Below are 289 nucleotides of genomic sequence, written 5' to 3'. Positions count from 1 at the left end.
CAGTCTGCACATTTTATCAATCCTGCGAAAATCTGTGTCGTACCGTTTCTGCGTTTCCTGCGTCTGCTTGCAATCAGCTCTTGAACTTTTTGGAACACTTCTTCGGAAATGATGGCTTCGTGGGTATTTTCCACACGATACCATTCTTCCTGCGGCTTCCGCACCTTTTTCTTGTTCTTGAATGAAATGTTGCTCTGCTTGTTGTGAACGCTGTGACCGATGTAGGTTTCCTCTTTCAAAATGCTCTTGACCTGTGCTATCGTCCACGCATAGGCTTTTTCTGCGGGCG

The 289-nt window shown here is 46.4% G+C and carries 1 protein-coding gene; it reads right to left on the bottom strand.

What is annotated here, in order from left to right; translation table 11 throughout:
* A partial coding sequence (locus tag GPK88_RS19905) for a recombinase family protein (RefSeq protein ID WP_215708051.1) occupies positions 1 to 289 on the bottom strand: 289 nt, incomplete at both ends.

This window comes from Blautia sp. MCC269 (genome assembly GCF_018785655.1).
Classification (GTDB): domain Bacteria; phylum Bacillota; class Clostridia; order Lachnospirales; family Lachnospiraceae; genus Blautia_A.
The sequence above is the reverse complement of the archived record's forward strand: the minus strand, read 5'-3'. Positions and strand labels throughout refer to the sequence as shown.